Annotated in this window: 11 protein-coding genes; 9 read left to right on the top strand and 2 right to left on the bottom strand. The window is 71.9% G+C overall.

Annotated features, from left to right (window positions below; translation table 11 throughout):
• Positions 1-374 precede the first annotated feature (374 nt).
• The 5 genes from H4W31_RS31070 (at position 375) to H4W31_RS31050 (ending at position 6,817) form a co-directional block, all read left to right on the top strand.
• Positions 375-2,360 carry a hypothetical protein gene (locus tag H4W31_RS31070; RefSeq protein ID WP_192769871.1) on the top strand — a complete coding sequence of 662 codons (1,986 nt, stop codon included), beginning with the start codon at positions 375-377 and terminating at the stop codon, positions 2,358-2,360.
• Positions 2,357-5,299, top strand: a complete 2,943-nt coding sequence (locus H4W31_RS31065) for an ATP-binding protein (RefSeq protein WP_318783506.1) — start codon at positions 2,357-2,359, stop codon at positions 5,297-5,299. Before H4W31_RS31070 ends, H4W31_RS31065 begins: the two co-directional genes overlap by 4 nt.
• Positions 5,296-5,922, top strand: coding sequence for a colicin E5-related ribonuclease (locus H4W31_RS31060; protein ID WP_192769870.1), 627 nt, complete (start codon positions 5,296-5,298; stop codon positions 5,920-5,922). The genes H4W31_RS31065 and H4W31_RS31060 overlap by 4 nt, the downstream gene beginning before the upstream one ends.
• Positions 5,919-6,218 (top strand): hypothetical protein, encoded by a 300-nt coding sequence (locus H4W31_RS31055; protein WP_192769869.1) that lies wholly within the window; start codon positions 5,919-5,921, stop codon positions 6,216-6,218. The genes H4W31_RS31060 and H4W31_RS31055 overlap by 4 nt, the downstream gene beginning before the upstream one ends.
• Positions 6,219-6,304: 86 nt before the next feature.
• On the top strand, positions 6,305-6,817 hold the full coding sequence (locus H4W31_RS31050) for a hypothetical protein (protein ID WP_192769868.1): 513 nt from the start codon (positions 6,305-6,307) through the stop codon (positions 6,815-6,817).
• A gap of 1,661 nt (positions 6,818-8,478) precedes the next feature.
• Here H4W31_RS31050 and H4W31_RS31045 read toward each other — a convergent pair.
• The gene (locus H4W31_RS31045) at positions 8,479-8,979 is read right to left on the bottom strand and encodes an anthrone oxygenase family protein (RefSeq protein WP_192769867.1); all 501 of its coding nucleotides are present in this window, start codon (positions 8,977-8,979) and stop codon (positions 8,479-8,481) included.
• 235 nt (positions 8,980-9,214) lie between these two features.
• Positions 9,215-10,276: a LacI family DNA-binding transcriptional regulator gene (locus H4W31_RS31040; RefSeq protein ID WP_192769866.1), complete on the bottom strand. Its 1,062-nt coding sequence runs from the start codon at positions 10,274-10,276 to the stop codon at positions 9,215-9,217.
• A gap of 309 nt (positions 10,277-10,585) precedes the next feature.
• Here H4W31_RS31040 and H4W31_RS31035 point away from each other — a divergent pair, with 309 nt between their 5' ends.
• The 4 genes from H4W31_RS31035 (at position 10,586) to H4W31_RS31020 (ending at position 15,249) form a co-directional block, all read left to right on the top strand.
• Complete coding sequence (locus tag H4W31_RS31035; RefSeq protein ID WP_192769865.1) at positions 10,586-11,152, top strand: snapalysin family zinc-dependent metalloprotease; 567 nt, start codon at positions 10,586-10,588, stop codon at positions 11,150-11,152.
• Between the two features lie 428 nt (positions 11,153-11,580).
• On the top strand, positions 11,581-12,942 hold the full coding sequence (locus H4W31_RS31030; RefSeq protein WP_192769864.1) for a hypothetical protein: 1,362 nt from the start codon (positions 11,581-11,583) through the stop codon (positions 12,940-12,942).
• Positions 12,939-13,928 carry a glutamate ABC transporter substrate-binding protein gene (locus tag H4W31_RS31025; protein WP_192769863.1) on the top strand — a complete coding sequence of 330 codons (990 nt, stop codon included), beginning with the start codon at positions 12,939-12,941 and terminating at the stop codon, positions 13,926-13,928. The genes H4W31_RS31030 and H4W31_RS31025 overlap by 4 nt, the downstream gene beginning before the upstream one ends.
• A gap of 94 nt (positions 13,929-14,022) precedes the next feature.
• Positions 14,023-15,249 (top strand): hypothetical protein, encoded by a 1,227-nt coding sequence (locus H4W31_RS31020; protein WP_192769862.1) that lies wholly within the window; start codon positions 14,023-14,025, stop codon positions 15,247-15,249.
• Positions 15,250-15,365: the final 116 nt, after the last annotated feature.

Raw genomic sequence — 15,365 nt, 5'->3', positions numbered from 1 at the left:
TGGGGCCGCAGTGGTGGCGTCCTGCGGGTCGTCATGGCGATGGCGCTGGCCAAATGGTCCCGGTAGCTTGACTCAATGGGCAGGAGTAAATTGCCTGTCGGCTCCTGTCGTACGCACCGGCGGAGGTTCTTCCTCCGGTATTCGGTCGAGCGGCGGAGCCATTCTCTTTCGGAAGCTCCAATTCCGGAACGTCGACTTGGCGTCAGTCCGGCGACTTTTACTCCTTTCGGCCCTGGCACCTTCACATCGCTTCTGGTTTAGTGACTTTTCCTGCGTCATTACCTCCCCCTGATGTGATCGTGAGGTAGCCGACTCCAATGTCTACAACGCCGGCAGGACAAGAACTGTCTATTCTTCTTACGGTTGGCGAGCGGTTGGGTTGGGTTTTCCGTGATCGGAATCTGTTCCGCCAGCAGTTCGGCGAGGCGGCGCCGGGCGTACCGGAGCCGCCGTACGAGTTGATGCAGAAGCTGGAGGCGCTCAAGGCGCGGCTGCCGAAACGGCTGCTCACCAGCGGTGGCATCGGGCTCGGGGTGGCCATGGTGCTGGGCTGCTGTGCGGCGGCCGGCGGCGACGCGGGCGCGTTCTTCGGCTTCCTCGCCCTGCTCTCCTTCCTGGGCGGAGGTGGCGCCGCGGCCGTGGTCGTGGCCCAGTACGTCGGGATGAAGAGCCGGGTCGCTGCGGCGCACGAGGAACGGCGGCGCTGGTACGACCAGGCGCAGGCCGACTGGGCGGCCCGGAAGGTGGCGTTCGAGCGGGCGGACTGGGAACGGATCGACCAGATGCTCGAGTGGGGTGCCGTGCCGCCCGGCCCCGGCAGCCGGCGGGTCGACATCGTGGGCGGCAACCTGTGGGGCTGGGAGGCGCTGCTGACGGTCTTCGGCACCTCGTTGCTGTCGACCAGGGGCGGGATGGTGCTGGTCGACCTCTCCGGCGAGGCGGTCAGCCGGGAACTGCTGCGGCTCGCCGACGCGAACAACGTCAGCATCGACCTGCTGCTGATGCCCGACGAACTGCACGACAGTGACCTTCTCGTCGGGCTCTCGTCGCGGGAACTCGTCGACACGCTGGTGGAGTCGATCTATTCGGGAGAGGACTCCCCGAACCGGGCCGGGCGGTCGATGGACGACCGGATCCTCACCGGCGTCTGCTCCATCCTGGGCGAAGACGTGTCGATGGCCCGGGTCGGCGCGGCGCTACGGGTCCTGATGAACGAGCCGGGGGACACGTCGGCGCTGACCCCCGAGGAACGCCGGACGATCGCCGACGACCTGTTCGGCGACGAGTACCGCCGCCAGGCGCACCAGCATCTCAGCCGGCTGGAGTCGTTCGTCCATCCGCTGGCCGGCCTCGGCACCCGACGGCAGCCCCGGCCGGAGGCGGCACTGACCTGCCTCGCACTGGCCACCGACGGACGCAACGTGCGTAACGAGCTGCTGAACGACCTGATCGTGCAGTGGCTGATCCGCCGGATCGCCCAACAGGCGACGGAACTGGGCAGCCTGGTCATCGCCGGGGCGGACGACATCCCGGCCCGGCACATCGAGCGGCTCAGCGACCTGTGCGAGCGGCGCGGCGTACGGCTGGTCCTGCTCTACCGGCACCTGCGCGGGCACGCGGTGCAGGCGATCGGCGGTGGCACGGTCGGGTTCATGCGGCTGGGCAACCACGAGGAGGCCCGGCAGGCGGCCGAGTTCATCGGGCACAACCACAAGTTCGTGCTGTCCCAGGTGACCCGCAGCCTCGGCGGCAACGAGACGCACACGGTCGGCGACACCGAGGGTGGCAGCGAGACCGAGGGGCACAGCACGACCAACACCACCACGACCGGCACCAGCAGCGGGGGCGGATCGTCCAGCTCGTTCGGAGGTGGTGGCGGGACCAGCAGCAACTGGGGGCGGAGCAAGAGCTGGAGCCGCAGCGAGACCAAGAGCTGGAGCGTCAGCCGGAACTGGAGCCAGACCCGCAGCGTCGCCGAGGGTACGAACTGGAACAACGCCGCCGCGGCCCAGCGGGTCTACGAGTACACGGTCGAGCCGAGGGCGTTGCAGGACCTGCCCGACTACGCCATGGTGGTGGTCCGGCGTGACGACGACGGCGCCGCCGTCATCCCGGTCGAGTGCAACCCGGACATCGTCACGATGCCCCGGCTGAGCATGGCGCCGCTGCCGCAGGTGCCGCAGCCCCGCCCGGCGCAGCCGGCCCTGCCCGGACCCGCGCCGCAGGCGGTGCTCGTACCCCCGACCGCGCATTCCGCAATGCCGGCACCGTACGGGCCACCGGTCCAGCACCCGTACCCACAGCAGCCGCCCGCACCGGGCGGGCAGCCGGGTGGCGGCTACCGGCCCGGACGTCCGTGAGCGCGACCGGCGAGGCGGTGCTGGCGAGGCTGTGCCGGGTCGTCGAGGTCTACGCGGAACCTCCGCAGCCCGGCGCACCGCAGCCTGCCGGCGCCGGCCACGACCCGGACCGGCCCCGTCGGCACGCCGCGGTCGTGGCCGAGTACCACGCCGGGGCCCACCTGAGCCAGCCGCCGGCGCCGCTGCTGTTCGGCTGGTACCGCCCGGTCGCCGGTGGGCCGGTCACCGTGCTGACCACCGCCCGCCCCGCCACCACCATCGGGGCGGGGCCTGTGGCGTTGAGCTTTCCACCCGGCACCCGGGGGTACCGGCAGCCGGCCGACGACCCGTCGGCCCTGCTCGGCACGCTGCCGGCCTGGACCCGGCTCGCCGGTATCGTCGACGGGCTGCTGGTCGGGCAGCGTGCCGAGGTACCCGAACCCGGTGCCCGTCCCAATCTCGCCGACACCCTGCTCAGCGCCTGGCACGCGCCGTTCGGCTGGCTGCTGGTCGCCCAGCCGGTACCGCCGGCCGAACTGCGCCGCGAGGCCGAGCGGGTCGCGTCGGCGGAACGGGACTCCCGCAGCCGTACGTCATCGCCCGAACACGCCGTCCGGGCCATCCGGCTCGAACACCGGCACCACGAACTGCGGGCCGCCGAGGCCACCGGTCTGTGGCGGGTACGCCTGCTCGCCGGTGGAACGAGCCCTGCCGAGGCGATGGCGGTCGCCGGGCTGCTGGGCGCGGCCACCGACCTGACCGGCCTGCCGTACGCGCTCGTCCCCGATCCTGTCGTGACCGACCTGCCGACCGCGCTGCACGCCGACGTCACCGGAACTGACGCCACCGGGACCGCGGCCACCGTGTCGTTCCTGGCCAGTTCGCTCCTGGTCGCCTCGGTCGCGCGCCCGCCCAGTGTGGAGGTCCCCGGGGTGCGGGTGGTGCCCCGGTCCAGCTTCGACGTGACCCCGGAGACCGACAACGGCGGCGACGACACCGGCGCCTTCGCCCGGGCCGGTCGGGACAGTGGGATCGACCTCGGCCAGGTCCTCGACCGCGACGGCGTACCCGCCGGGCGGCTGCGGCTGCCGCTGGCGAGCCTGAACCGGCACACCTTCGTCTGCGGCGCGACCGGCGGCGGCAAGTCCCAGACCATTCGGCACCTGCTCGAGGGCGCCGACGCCGCCGGCCTGCCCTGGCTGGTGGTGGAGCCGGCCAAGGCCGAGTACCGCCAGTTGGCCACCCGGCTCGGTGCGGATCGGGTGATCGCGATCCGGCCGGGCGATCCCGACGTACCGCCGGTCGGGCTCAATCCGCTCGAACCCGCCGCCGGCTTCCCGTTGCAGACCCACCTCGACCTCGTCCGGGCGCTGTTCCTGGCCGCCTTCGAGGCCGAAGAGCCGTTTCCACAGGTTCTCGCCGCCGCGCTGACCCGCTGCTACGAGGAGCAGGGCTGGGACCTGCCGCTGAGCGCGGCCCGGACCCCGGGGCACCGGCCCCGCTATCCGACCCTCGGCGACCTGCAACGCACCGCCGAACACGTGGTCGCCGACATCGGCTACGGCCAGGAGATCACCGACAACGTGCGGGGCTTCGTCCGGGTCCGGCTCTCCAGCCTCCGGCTCGGCACCACCGGACGGTTCTTCGAGGGCGGCCACCCGCTCGACTTCCCCCGGCTGCTGCACCGCAACGTCGTGGTCGAGATCGAGGATGTCGGCGACGACCGCGACAAGGCGTTCCTGATGGGCACCCTGCTGATCCGGCTCGTCGAGCACCTGCGGGTGGCACAGCGGACCGATCCGGCGTCGTTCCGGTCCGGCCTGCGCCACCTGAGCGTCTTCGAGGAGGCCCACCGGCTGCTGCGTCGTACCGAGCATCCCGGACCGGTCGCGCACGCCGTAGAACTCTTCGCCGCGCTGCTCGCCGAGATCCGCGCCTACGGCGAGGGTCTGGTCATCGCCGAACAGATTCCCAGCAAACTCGCCCCGGACGTCATCAAGAACACGGCGGTGAAGGTGATGCACCGGTTGCCGGCCCAGGACGACCGCGAGGCGGTGGGCGCCACGGTCAACCTCACCGAGGCGCAGTCGGAGTACCTGGTCACCCTCCGACCCGGCACCGGAGCGGTCTTCACCGACGGAATGGACCATCCACTTCTCGTCGTCGTACCCGACGGCACCGACCGGGAGCGGTCCGACACCCCGGCCGGTACGGCCCCGGTCGACGTCCTGATCGGCCGACGCAGCGCCACCTGCGGCATCGACTGCCGGAGCGTCCCGTGTGACCTGCGGCAGCTCCGGTACGCCCAACACCTGCTGCACGACCGGCCACTGCTCGTCGTCTGGGCCGAACTCGCCGTACTCGGACACCTCACCGGGTGGGGCAGCCCGCTACCGGACGACGACCTGCGCGCCGAGGTCGCCGCCCTGCCGCGCCGGCTACGCCACTGCGCGCTGTCGCACGCCGTCGACGCCGCCGTCGCCGCCCGCGCCTGCGCGCTGGGCCGGATCGCCAGCCCGGACGAACTCGCCGCGCACGTCCTCGGCACCCTGCCCGGACTGCCCGGCCGGACCGTCCGCTGCGCCCACGAGGAACCACAGTGGCTCGCCACGCCGTACCGGTGGGTGCTGATCCTCGACGAGCTCAACCAGACCCGGCAGGCCGACCCCGACCATCCCGCCCATCCACGCACGCAGGAGTGGAACGCGGCGTACGGCGTCAACATCCCGCACACCCCCTGCGGCCGGCAGTTCGCGCTGGTACACGGCTGGTTCGACGCCGACCAACGGAACCGGACGGTTCGCCGTACGGTCGTCTTCGGTGCCGAGCACCGTCCCGCCCTCGAAACGGCCATCGGCGTCGGACCGGGCGAGCCGGGCTGGAACGAGCGCGTCGACGACGTACTCGGGCGGTTCGTCAAGTGCACCTGGCCGGCCAGGTACCTCATGGCCGGCCGATGACGGAGAACCCGACGGCCATCGACGGGACGCCCCCGGTCGAGCACGATCGGGAGTCGTCCGGCGGTACGCCCGAGACGGCCCGGGCGGAGACGCTGGGCGACGACGACGAGTCCCGTGGTCGGACCAGAAAGGAAATCGCCGAATCGGACCAGGAGGCGTCCGGGCAGGAGTCGGCGGGCCAGGAGTCGTCACCGCAGGAGACGGCACAGCAGGAGACGGCACAGCAGGAGCCGGGCGGGCAGGAGACGGCACAGCAGGAGCCGGGCGGGCAGGAGACGGCACAGCAGGAGCCGGACGGGCAGGCGTCGAATGAGGCCGGGCAGCACGACGAGAAGGGGCAGGAGAGCGATGCCGGAGTGGAGACGAGCTTCGGCGAGAAGATCGAAGGACAGCTGGAGAAGCGGGGCTGGACGCACGATTCCGTCGAGGACACGATCAATTCACCGCATCGGACCCAGGAGACGGCCGACACCCGCTGGAATCCGGACGGTACCCGCAACGACGATCCGGCGACGGCATATATCAACGAGGACGAGAGTTACGTGGTTCGTAACGACCGGACCGGCGATATCGTTCAGGTCAGTGACCGAACCGATCCCGACTGGAGGTCTCCGTTCACATGACCGATGTGACCGCCGCCCTGCTCACCGCATTTCCGGCCGAGGCAGTCGTACGCGGCCAGTCCGTATTGTTCGGCGTACCCGACGCGGCCCGGGTCATTGATTTTCTGCGCTCCCGGAACTGGCGCGTGCTCGGCGTCGATGGATTCCACACCGACGGTTCGGGCTTCCGACCGGATCTCGACCGGATCGCCGACCTCAGCGAGGCGACCCACGGCACCGAGTCGGCCGGACGCGTCGTGGACGCCTGGCAGGACGACCCCACGCTCTACGTCGAGTTCACCATCTCGGCGGATTAGTGCGACCACCCGCCGAGCCCGCACAGCGCCCGGCACAGCGGCGCGGGCCGCCCGGTACCTAGACCTGAGCACCCGAAGGCGGAACGATGGCCACCGACACCATCCCCGGTACCGACCCACCGAACGAGAGCGACGAGTCCACGAAGCGGCCCGACGAGCCGACGGCGCAGGGCGACGAGCAGTTCGGCGTGGGCACCTCGCGGGCGGAGGCTCGACAGGCCGTCGCGGAGCAGGACCGGGAGGACGGCGAGGAGCGAACCCCGGACGGGACCGGACAGGCCGGTGACGACACCGCCCAGTCCGGCGGCGAGGGCGGTGTGCAGGACGATGACGCGCCGCTGACGATGCTGCACCCGTACGGCACCCTCGACAAGAGTTCCGTCGACTACTGGAACGACCAGAGCACGAACGACATCGTCGCCTCCCTGCGTCCCGGGGCGCAGGAGCCGCTGACCGCCAAGCCGGACGGCACCGTGATGGACGGCAACACCCGGATCGCCGTACTCGAGTCGCGCGGCTACGACGTCAACTCGCTGCCCCGGGTGACGTACGAGGACAAGGTCATGGCCGAGGAGGACTGGTGGGAGCTGGGCCGGTGACCGTGCCGGGTACGGCTATCGCCGGTCTGCACCCCCAGGTGGCCCGGCCCGGACAGTCCGGTCCTCCGGTTGCGTGCCGACCACATAATGATCTTCGTGCGCGCCTCCGTTCTCCTCCGGGTCTGTCTCGCCGGGTTGGCCCTGGCCGGCGTCCTGGGCACCGTGGCGGGACTGCTGGTCACCTGGGACCGCACCTGGCCGCGCCCGGAGGTCCTCGGACCGTTCGGCCTGACGATCGTGGCGAGCGTCGGGTGGTGGCTGCTGGCGGTCCGGGCCGGACCCGCCGACGGCCCACCGTCGCGGGCCGGCTGGTGGCCCGCGCGACGGCGGATCGTCGCCGACACCGTGCTGATCCTCGGTGGGATCTGCGCGCTGGCGCTGCCCTCGGCGGCCGGCGCCACACCTCCGGAACTGGTCACGCTCCGACAGGCCGATCCGGACGTGTACGAGGTGGAGATCGCCGCGCTGGGTCCGGTCGCCTCGCACCACGTCAGAGGTCCGGACTGGTACGAGGCCCGGGTGACGGTACGGCTCACCGACTCGACCGGGCCACTCCGCTCGGTGACGGAACGGGTGGCCTTCGACCGCTATCCGCAGGATGGGCAGCTCGTCCACGTGCTGTACGCCCCGACCGACCCGACCGCCGGTGCCGTGATCGCCGAGGATCCGGACGAGTTGTTCGAGTTGTTGGCCGGAGGCCTCCCCGGCTGGTTCCTCGGCCTCCTGTCGGGCGGGGTCGCGATGATCGTGGTCCTCGCCTACCGGTCGGGGCCGCCAGGAGGTTGGCGGGCCCAGGCGAGGCTACGCCGCGCACTTCTCCACCGGAGCGAGCCGGCGATCGTGCTCACCGGCCGGCTCGAAGCGGCATCGGTCCGGACCGACGAGCCCGGCACCCTGCCGGCCGAGTTCAACGGGCCGGAGGCGAGAGGCACCATCCATTTCGATCGATCATTCGACCTCGCCCGGCTGCACGAGGAGTTTCCCGGCGCGGTGACGCTGTGCTGGTTGCCCGGGGTGACGCGGGCGCGGTGGCGCCGGCTGCACGCGGCGGTGCTGGTCAGCCACACCGGCCGGTACGCCCCGGTGGGTATCCGGAACCTGCCGCCGGTTCGGGAGGTCCGGCCGGGACCGGTGCTCGGGCCACCCGTCGGTCCGTTCCGGCGGGCCGCCGGACGGGTCAGAGCACTACTCGTGCTGGCCGGAATCCTGACGGTCGGCATCCTCTGGGCGGGTGTACTCACTCCGACGTCCCGTGACCCGGGCGTCGGCTTCGACAACGCGGCGATGCTGGAACGGCTCCAGGTTCCCAATCTCCAGTGCTGCCTGCTGCTCGTTCCACTGATCGGCCTGTTCTACTGCCTGGCGGCGACCGGCCGACGCCCGATCCCGCGCTGGCCGGCCGGCCCCTGCCCGACCTGGCGCAGTCCCTACCGCCGCTGCCCGGCCCGCCGTCCGACCCACCGCAGGCGGCTGACCCGCCGCAGCCCGGTCCGCAGGTCGCTGATCCGCCGCCGTCGGAGCCGCCGGGGTCGGGTCCGTGGGCCTCCGATCCGGCGACGTCCGACCCGCTGCCGGCTCCCGCGCGGCCCGGCCGGCCGCCGGCCGACCTTGCCTGACGCTCGGGGGATGGGTCGCACCCGCGATGGACTCGCGGCCACCGGTCAACCGGTGGCGGTGCCGTGCAGCACCAGGGCCCAGAGAAGGCAGCCGAAGGCGGCGGTGGAGGCCACCGCCCGAGCGAGGTTGTACGTGATCCACCGCGACTCGAAGCGCTCACGGACGGTCGCGAGGTCGGTGTGCCGATCGGGATCACCGGCGGCCTCGAGCTGGTTGTTGAGGGGGACGTTGAGCCCCATGGTGATGCCGAACATCACCAGGTAGAGCAGGAACCCGGCGACGATCCACGGCAGGGCCCGGCGCAGGTCACCGTTCCAGTGGGTGGCCACGGCCACGATCGCGAGCGCCGGGGCGCCGAGGAAGCTGCTCAGGAACCAGCCATTGATGATCACCCTGTTGATCTGCTGCATCGTGATGACCAACGTCCGGTCGTCGGCCCGCCGCAGGGCCGGCATCACGGCGTACGCGAAGCTGGTGAAGAGTCCGGCCATCAGACCCGTGCCCAGTGTGGCGGCGATCAGCGACAGGGTTCCGACCAGTTCCACGTTCCGCTCCCGTTCCAGCTCCGTTGGTGGCTCCGGCGTCCGTCGTGCGGCCTCGCCCCACGGAGCCGGTCCGGCTCAGAGTCTCCCAGGTGGCTGCCCCGGACCGCTGACCCGTCGGGCGGGCCCCGGGATCGACAGGCGCTGGTGCCGTTCGACAACTACGCCGACAACGCCACCCTTCCGGGGGGACAGCTCGTTCCGACCCACGCCATGAGCCTGAATCCGGCCGTCCGGTTCAGCCCGCGGCGGGTGCGGCGGTGCTCTGCCGGATCACCAGGGTCGGCTCGATCGGCGTGGTCGTCGCCATGACGGCGGTCGGCAGTACGGCGCTCGGCCGAGCTCCGTTCGCGGTCGAGCCGAGCAGTCGCAGCAGAGTGGCCATCCCGCGCCGACCCACCTCGTCGAAGTCCTGACGCACCGTGGTCAGCGGCGGCAGCATGAACTCCGCCTCCGGGATGTCGTCGAACGCCACCACGCTGATGTCCGCCGGCACCCGTACGCCCCGCTCGTGCAGGGCGCGCAGCAGGCCCAGCGCCATCTGGTCGTTGGCGACGAAGACAGCGGTCACGTCCGGGTTTCCGGCCAGTGCCGTTCCGGCGGCGTACCCGGAGCGGGCGCTCCAGTCCCCGGCGATGATCGGCGGCACCGCGGCACCGACCTCCTCCAGGCTCTGCCGCCAGCCGGTGATCCGATCCCGCGCCTCCAACCAGTCGCTGGGGCCGGAGACGTGCCAGACGGTGCGGTGACCGAGTTCGAGCAGGTGTCGGACGGCCAGTCGCGCGCCGGTGATCTGGTCGACCGAGACGGAGGGCAGGCCGCTGTCCTGGCCCGCCTCCACCGCCACCGCCACCATTCCCCGGGGCAGGCTGTGCAGCGCGGCGGCGGCCGCCATCTGCGGTGCGATGATGATGACCCCGTCGACACCCTGACCGTCGAGCGCCTCCACGGCGCTGAGCACACCCCGGCGGTCGACCATCTCCAGGGTGACGATGCTGACGCCGTAGCCGGCGGCCCGGGCGGCGCGCTCGATGCCGAGCAGGGTGGACGCCGGACCGAACAGGATGGTGTCGAAGCTGACCACACCGAGCACCCGGGACCGGCGGCTGGCCAGCCCCCGGGCCATCGCGTTCGGTCGGTAGCTCAGTTCCGCCATCGCCCGCACCACCCGGTCCCGGGTCTCGGGGCGTACCCGTGGATGGCCGTTGATCACCCGTGAGACCGTCTGGTGCGACACCCCGGCGAGCCGGGCCACGTCGGTCATCACCGCCGGGCGTCCCGCCCGCGACGGCGTGGTCATCGGGTCATCCTCCGCCAGCACAAACGCCTACCGCCTTCCGCCCCCCGCCGGCGACGCCGGACACCCGCTCCAGGTTAGCCCCACCATGCTGATCCGCGATCGCGACGGTCCGTGTTCCGAACAGGTTGCGTTCGGCGTTCCGGCGCCGGTCCGGCCCCGAGGCCCCGGGCCGATTCAGATGACCGCCGGCCCGCCGGACCCTCCGATATGAGGCAACTGCTATGCGCCGGTCGTCGGATCCGCCACCTACATTAATCAGCATCGATTGAGGGCGGTCCGTCCTCGCCCCTGCTCCCATAAGGAGTCGTCATGCTCAGACGCCACGCCCTCCGGGCCGCGCTCGGCCTCCTCGCCCTGGCCGCGTCCCTGACCGGCACCCAGGTCGTCGCCGCGCCGGCGGTCGCCGCCCCCGCCGCGCGGACGGTCTACTACGACGCCAGCCGGGCAGGGGAGTTCACCACCAACTTCACCCAGGCCGCCCAGATCTGGAACAGCAGGGTGAGCAACGTCAGGCTGGTGGCCGGCACCCCGGCGACGGTCACCATCCAGGTGGACAACGGCTGGCCCCGCGCGTACGTCACCGGGCTCGGCTCCGGCCGGATCTACATGGGCTGGCAGGCGGTGGACCAGGGGTACGACCGGACCCGGATCGCGACCCACGAACTCGGGCACATTCTCGGGCTGCCGGACCGCAGGACCGGACTCTGCTCCGATCTGATGTCCGGCAGCAGCGCCCCGGTCTCCTGCCGGAACGCGTACCCGAGCGCGGCGGAGGCGGCCCGGGTGGACTCGTTGTTCGCCGGTGCCCTCGTACCCGCGTACGCCCGCGGTTCGGCGCGGACCGTCGCCGGCACGTACGTCTGGACCAACGGCTGACCCCGACCCGCCCGACGACCGGTCGTGGCGACCGCCGGTGAGCCGGTGGTCGCCACGACCTTTCGCGACGCAGGTGGGGATCAGCCGCCGCCGGGGGTGACGGGGCGGTCGCCGCCCGACGCGGGTACGCTGCTCGCCGCGTCGCGTGGCCTCCACCCGATCACGAGTCCGCCTCCCGGCCGCCCTCCGGGAACTGGGCCGGGAGATCGAGAGCCGACACCGGACCGACGGCCGTTCCGGGCCGCCCTGCCGATAGTGGACGGTGCCGGGTTACGAGCGTCGGTGGGCGGCCGTAGGCTTCCCGGGATCGTCGGGGCCGCCCCCCGCCGGTTGAGCCGATTGGTTACCTTGAAGCCGGTCGTCAAGATCTGACCGCCGGCGTCTGCCTGCGGCGCGCCGTTCCGGTTGCTCGAATGGGGAGGTTACGGGTGGGTTCGCACGGGTCGGCGGTCGCTGTCCCGCGAGGCCAGTTGGCCGTCGCGCCGCAACCCCGCCCACCGGCCACGCTGCGCCGGGTCACCGCGCCGCTGCGGCAGACCCCCGGCCGGCTCACCGCCATCCTGGCCGCCGTGGTCGTGCTGGGCCTGATCGCCGGTGTGGTCGCGCTGGTCGGTGTCCGGCAGCGCGCGGACCTGGTCCGGGGAGTCACCGCCCGCAGCGGCGAACTGGCGGTCGCGGCGCAGAGCCTGTACCGGGCGCTGTCCGACGCCGACGCGACCGCCGCGAGCGCGTTCCTGTCCAACGGTCTGGAACCGCCGGCCCTGCGGGACCGCTACCAGCGGGACCTCGCCGACGCCGCCGCGGCGCTGACCATCGTTTCGGCGGCCGCCGCCGACGAGGGTCGGGGCGCCACGGCGATCGCCCGGATCACCGCCCGGTTGCCGGTGTACGCCGGCCTGGTGGAGACCGCTCGGACGTACAACCGGCAGGGCCTGCCTCTGGGCGTGGCCTATCTGCAGGAAGCCTCGGGGCTGATGCGGACCGAACTGCTGCCGGCGGCCCAGGAGCTCTACGCGGCGGCCTCCGGCGAACTCGACGACGCCCGGGACCGCGCGGCGGGCTTCCCGTGGGTCGCGGTGCTGCTGGGCGTGCTCACCCTGGCCGGCCTGGTACTGGTGCAGGTCCACCTCACCCGGCGCACCAATCGGCTGCTCAACGTGGGGCTGCTCGTCGCGACCGGAGCAACGGTACTGCTGGTGGGCTGGCTCACCGTGTCGGCGCTGGTGGCGGCCGGATCCCTGGCGGCGAGTCGCGACGACGGTTCCGCCCAGGTGAACCTCCTGGCCGAGGCGCGGATCGCCGGACTGCAGGCCCGGGCCGACGAGGCCCTGACCCTGGTCGCCCGGGGCAACGGTGCGGCGTTCGAGGAGAACTACGGCGTCGTCATGGAACGGCTCGCCGGGACGGACGGCTCCGGCGGGCTGCTGGCGCAGGCGCGGGCGGCGGCGTCGGACGAGACCACCCGGCAGGCGATGGACACCGCGATCGCACGCAGCAAGGAGTGGGCCGCCGCGCATCGCAACGTGCGGATCCTCGACGACAGCGGCGAGTACGCGAAGGCGGTGGCCGCGACCGTGGGCACCGGCGACCAGACCACGGCGTCGATCTTCAACCAACTCGACGAGGCACTCGCCAAGGCGATCACCCACAACGGGGGCCGGTTCGAGCGCGAAGCCGAGAGCGCCGGCCGGGCGCTGACCGGGACCGATGTCGGTATCGTCGGACTGACCCTCCTGCTGGTGATCGGAGCCGCGGTCGGCATGCAGCGGCGGATAGTGGAGTATCGATGAGAAACCGGCACCGTGCCGGCCGGTTGCTCGCCGGCACCATAGCGATGGTGTTCGCGGTGAGCCTCGCCGGATGTGGCACCGATCCGGCGCTGCCCGACAACGCCACCCACGCCGAACCGCCTCGCCCGGTCGGCATGCAGGACCCGGCGGTCGTTCCGACCGGGCCGGCGGCGGCGTCCGGTTCCTGCAATCCACGGGCCAGTCTGCGACCGTCTGGCGCGCTGCCGCCACCCCGGCAGATGCCGTCCGGTACGGCGATGTCCCGGATCGCCCAGCGCGGACGGCTGGTGGTCGGTGTCGACCAGAACAGCTACAACTTCGGCTTCCGTGACCCGTTGACGGGGCAGCTCACCGGCTTCGACATCGACATCGCCCGGGAAGTCGCCCGGGGTATCTTCGGCGACCCCGGCCGGATCCAGTTCCGAGCGATCAGCTCCGCCGACCGGATCAAGGTGGTCCAGGACGGCACCGTCGACATGGTGGTCCGGACCATGACGATGAACTGCGAGCGGTGGGAGCAGGTCTCCTTCTCCACCGAGTACTTCACCGCCGGCCAGCGGATCCTGGTCACCCGGGGCTCGGCGGCGAAGACGATCGGGGACCTGCGCGGTAAGAAGGTGTGCGCGGCGGCGGGCAGCACCTCGATCCGGAAGATCGCCGAGGAGGGCACCGCACCGGTCTCGGTGGTCAACTGGACCGACTGCCTGGTGCTGTTGCAGCAGAACCAGGTGGTCGCGGTGTCCACCGACGACAGCATCCTGGCCGGACTCGCCGCGCAGGACCCGAACACGGAGGTGGTCGGGCCCCGGTTCAGTGACGAGCCGTACGGGGTGGCCATCTCGAAGGAGTCGCCGGAACTGGTTCGGTTCGTCAACGGCGTACTGGCCAAGATCCGTTCCGACGGGACCTGGGGTCGGCTCTACAACCGCTGGTTGACGTCGTTGGGCCCCGCGCCTTCCCCACCGGTCGCCCGTTATCGGGACTAGCGTGACTCGTGGAACTCGGTGCGAAGTGGCGACGTACCGGTGGCGATCACCGGGACACCGGATAGGTATGCCGATGAACGTGTCGCCCTCACGGATGAGCCGCACCGAGGCCGACCGGTTGATCGCCGACCTCGGTGCGGCCTACGACCGGATCTCGGCCGCGATGTACGCCCTGGACACCCATCCTGACCTGGCTGTCCTGCGTGGTACGGCGCACAACGGCGACACCGCGCGGGTCGCCGCCGGGCTGCTGGCCCGCCTCGCCGTGCTCTGGTCGCAGTTCACCGCGTTCTCCGAGCTGCTGCACCGGGTCCGGGAGGTCCGCGCCCGGCGTTCCCGACCGGGCGACGGCGAGCTACGGGAACTCACCGCGCTGCTCCGGGGGCCGGCGGTCCGGCTCGGCGGCGACGGGATGGTGCTGGACGATTCCGTCGCCGACCCGTCGGCCCGCTCGTCGGGGCTGGTCGAACTGGCCCGGCGGATCGAGACCGAGTCGACCGGGCTGGCCGGTTCGTTGTCCGAGGTGGCAGCGGCGCGGACCCGGCTCGCCGAGGAGTTCGGGCAGCTCATCGCCACGGTCGCGGGGCTTCGGAGAGAGGTCGGGGCCCCCGGCGACGACCCGACGATCGAGGGTGACCTGACCCGGCTCGGCCGGCAGATCGAGGAGGCGTACGGAAGTGCGCTCGGTGACCCGCTCGCCGCGACCAGGAACGGGCCGGTCGCGGCCCGGCTCCGGGAGCTGACCGTGCAGGTCACCGGCCTCGCCGATCGACTCGCCGCGCTGACCGACCTGCGGGACGGCTATTCCGGCCGGGTCGCCCGGCTGGGCGCCGAACTGGACGAACTGGCCGCCGCCACGACGGAGACCAACCGGACCTACGCGGCCGCGCTGACGAAGATCGCGGATCCGGGCCTGCCCGACCTGCCCGATCCGAACCCGGCGCTGCGGACCCACCTGCACCAGCTCGACCAACTGCACCGGGAACGTCGATGGCCTCGGCTCGGCACGGAACTGGTCGCGGTCGAGCAGGCCGTCGCGACCGCCCGGTGTCGGATGGCCGAGCTGCACGAAGCGGCCGACGGGCTGTTGCGGCGACGCGCCGAGTTGCGGGGCCGACTCGACGCCTACCGCGCCAAGGCGGGCCGGCTCGGCCTCATCGAACACGTCGACCTCTCCGCCCGGTACCGTCTGGCTCGCGATCTGCTCTACACCAGCCCGTGTGATCTGGCGGCGGCGACCCGGGCCGTGGTCGCGTACCAGCGTCAACTCAACGACCTCGCCGAGCGCCCGACGCCCGGTGCGAAGGGAGCCGTTCCATGAGCACCCGCTGCCTGCGGCCCGGTTGCCCAGGCTCCTACCTCCCCGACGGATACTGCGATGACTGTGGACGTCGGGTACCGGTGCCCGGAGCCGGCCCGGACGGCACCGGCTCGACC

Source organism: Plantactinospora soyae (assembly GCF_014874095.1).
Classification (GTDB): Bacteria; Actinomycetota; Actinomycetes; order Mycobacteriales; family Micromonosporaceae; genus Plantactinospora; species Plantactinospora soyae.
The sequence above is the reverse complement of the archived record's forward strand: the minus strand, read 5'-3'. Positions and strand labels throughout refer to the sequence as shown.

What these genes read in the sequence shown, in the direction of transcription:
- H4W31_RS31060 (WP_192769870.1), top strand. Translation starts at nt 5,296, where the DNA reads ATGACGGAGAACCCGACGGCCATCGACGGGACGCCCCCGGTCGAGCAC.
- H4W31_RS31055 (WP_192769869.1), top strand. Translation starts at nt 5,919, where the DNA reads ATGACCGATGTGACCGCCGCCCTGCTCACCGCATTTCCGGCCGAGGCA.
- H4W31_RS31050 (WP_192769868.1), top strand. Translation starts at nt 6,305, where the DNA reads ATGGCCACCGACACCATCCCCGGTACCGACCCACCGAACGAGAGCGAC.
- H4W31_RS31040 (WP_192769866.1), bottom strand. Translation starts at nt 10,276, where the DNA reads ATGACCACGCCGTCGCGGGCGGGACGCCCGGCGGTGATGACCGACGTG.
- H4W31_RS31035 (WP_192769865.1), top strand. Translation starts at nt 10,586, where the DNA reads ATGCTCAGACGCCACGCCCTCCGGGCCGCGCTCGGCCTCCTCGCCCTG.
- H4W31_RS31025 (WP_192769863.1), top strand. Translation starts at nt 12,939, where the DNA reads ATGAGAAACCGGCACCGTGCCGGCCGGTTGCTCGCCGGCACCATAGCG.
- H4W31_RS31020 (WP_192769862.1), top strand. Translation starts at nt 14,023, where the DNA reads ATGAGCCGCACCGAGGCCGACCGGTTGATCGCCGACCTCGGTGCGGCC.